The following is a 2,702-nucleotide window of genomic DNA, read 5'->3' as shown; positions in this document are numbered from 1 at the left end:
GAGCGACGCTCCCACGGCTTGTAGGCACACGGTTTCAGGTACTATTTCACTCCGCTCCCGCGGTACTTTTCACCATTCCCTCACGGTACTATCCGCTATCGGTCACCAGGGAATATTTAGGCTTAGCGGGTGGTCCCGCCAGATTCACACGGGATTTCTCGGGCCCCGTGCTACTTGGGAGATTCTTAAGCAAGCCGCTGATGTTTCGTCTACGGGGGTCTTACCCTCTACGCCGGACCTTTCGCATGTCCTTCGACTACATCAACGGTTTCTGACTCGCCGACCGGCCGGCAGACCGATCAAAAGAATTCCCACAACCCCGCATGCGCAACCCCTGCCGGGTATCACACGCATACGGTTTGGCCTCATCCGGTTTCGCTCGCCACTACTCCCGGAATCACGGTTGTTTTCTCTTCCTGCGGGTACTGAGATGTTTCACTTCCCCGCGTTCCCTCCACACTGCCTATGTGTTCAGCAGTGGGTGACAGCCCATGACGACTGCCGGGTTTCCCCATTCGGACACCCCCGGATCAAAGCTCAGTTGGCAGCTCCCCGGGGCCTATCGCGGCCTCTCACGTCCTTCATCGGTTCCTGGTGCCAAGGCATCCACCGTGTGCCCTTAAAAACTTGGCCTACAGATGCTCGCGTCCACTGTGTAGTTCTCAAACAACGACCAGCCACCCATCACCCCACCGGACAAACCGATGAGTTCACTGGGGCCGGCACTGAAGACATGACCTTACGGCCGCACCCTCAGACACCCAACAACGTGCCAGGCACGATCACCGCCACCATCCCCGTTTTCCACGCCGAAGCAGTACTTACAGAAGAGGTATTGGAAACCGTGCCAAATAATCAACGTTCCACCCATGAGCAACCGTGCGAGTCATTCGCTCGCAGTCGGCTATATGCTCCTTAGAAAGGAGGTGATCCAGCCGCACCTTCCGGTACGGCTACCTTGTTACGACTTCGTCCCAATCGCCAGTCCCACCTTCGACAGCTCCCTCCCTTACGGGTTGGGCCACCGGCTTCGGGTGTTACCGACTTTCGTGACGTGACGGGCGGTGTGTACAAGGCCCGGGAACGTATTCACCGCAGCAATGCTGATCTGCGATTACTAGCAACTCCGACTTCATGGGGTCGAGTTGCAGACCCCAATCCGAACTGAGACCGGCTTTTTGAGATTCGCTCCACCTTGCGGTATCGCAGCTCATTGTACCGGCCATTGTAGCACGTGTGCAGCCCAAGACATAAGGGGCATGATGACTTGACGTCGTCCCCACCTTCCTCCGAGTTGACCCCGGCGGTCTCCTGTGAGTCCCCATCACCCCGAAGGGCATGCTGGCAACACAGGACAAGGGTTGCGCTCGTTGCGGGACTTAACCCAACATCTCACGACACGAGCTGACGACAGCCATGCACCACCTGTATACCGACCACAAGGGGGGCACTATCTCTAATGCTTTCCGGTATATGTCAAGCCTTGGTAAGGTTCTTCGCGTTGCGTCGAATTAAGCCACATGCTCCGCTGCTTGTGCGGGCCCCCGTCAATTCCTTTGAGTTTTAGCCTTGCGGCCGTACTCCCCAGGCGGGGAACTTAATGCGTTAGCTGCGGCACCGACGACGTGGAATGTCGCCAACACCTAGTTCCCAACGTTTACGGCGTGGACTACCAGGGTATCTAATCCTGTTCGCTCCCCACGCTTTCGCTCCTCAGCGTCAGTAATGGCCCAGAGATCCGCCTTCGCCACCGGTGTTCCTCCTGATATCTGCGCATTTCACCGCTACACCAGGAATTCCGATCTCCCCTACCACACTCTAGCTAGCCCGTATCGAATGCAGACCCGAGGTTAAGCCTCGGGCTTTCACATCCGACGTGACAAGCCGCCTACGAGCTCTTTACGCCCAATAATTCCGGACAACGCTTGCGCCCTACGTATTACCGCGGCTGCTGGCACGTAGTTAGCCGGCGCTTCTTCTGCAGGTACCGTCACTTTCGCTTCTTCCCTGCTGAAAGAGGTTTACAACCCGAAGGCCGTCATCCCTCACGCGGCGTCGCTGCATCAGGCTTTCGCCCATTGTGCAATATTCCCCACTGCTGCCTCCCGTAGGAGTCTGGGCCGTGTCTCAGTCCCAGTGTGGCCGGTCGCCCTCTCAGGCCGGCTACCCGTCGTCGCCTTGGTGGGCCATTACCCCACCAACAAGCTGATAGGCCGCGGGCTCATCCTTCACCGCCGGAGCTTTCAACCCCCGCCCATGCAGGCAGGAGTAATATCCGGTATTAGACCCCGTTTCCAGGGCTTGTCCCAGAGTGAAGGGCAGATTGCCCACGTGTTACTCACCCGTTCGCCACTAATCCACCCCGAAGGGCTTCATCGTTCGACTTGCATGTGTTAAGCACGCCGCCAGCGTTCGTCCTGAGCCAGGATCAAACTCTCCATGAATGTTTACCCGTAATCGGGTGCACACACACTTAGAGCGGGACAACCAGGTCGGAATAAGACCGGTCGTCCACAACGTCCTCGCTGTGTTCGTTGCCTGCACGCACTCCACGAGGGAGCCGCACAGGTCTTTTTCAAAGGAACCTCATCCACCGAAATGGACGGGGTATCAACTTCTGGCGTTGATTTTTGGCACGCTGTTGAGTTCTCAAGGAACGGACGCTTCCTTCGTACTCACCCTCTCGGGCTTTCCTCCGGGCT

The 2,702-nt window shown here is 57.5% G+C and carries 2 rRNA genes (1 of these 2 running past the window's edge); both read right to left on the bottom strand.

Features of this window, described 5'->3' with window-relative positions:
* Positions 1-633 (bottom strand): 23S ribosomal RNA (locus ACFWU6_RS33440); it reaches 2,571 nt to the left of the window's first position.
* A 286-nt stretch (positions 634-919) separates the two neighbouring features.
* Positions 920-2,444: ribosomal RNA gene (locus ACFWU6_RS33435) — 16S ribosomal RNA — on the bottom strand.
* The 16S and 23S rRNA genes sit together here, the layout of an rRNA operon.
* Positions 2,445-2,702 lie beyond the last annotated feature (258 nt).

The organism is Streptomyces sp. NPDC058674, assembly GCF_042716505.1.
GTDB lineage: Bacteria > Actinomycetota > Actinomycetes > Streptomycetales > Streptomycetaceae > Streptomyces.
The sequence above is the reverse complement of the archived record's forward strand: the minus strand, read 5'-3'. Positions and strand labels throughout refer to the sequence as shown.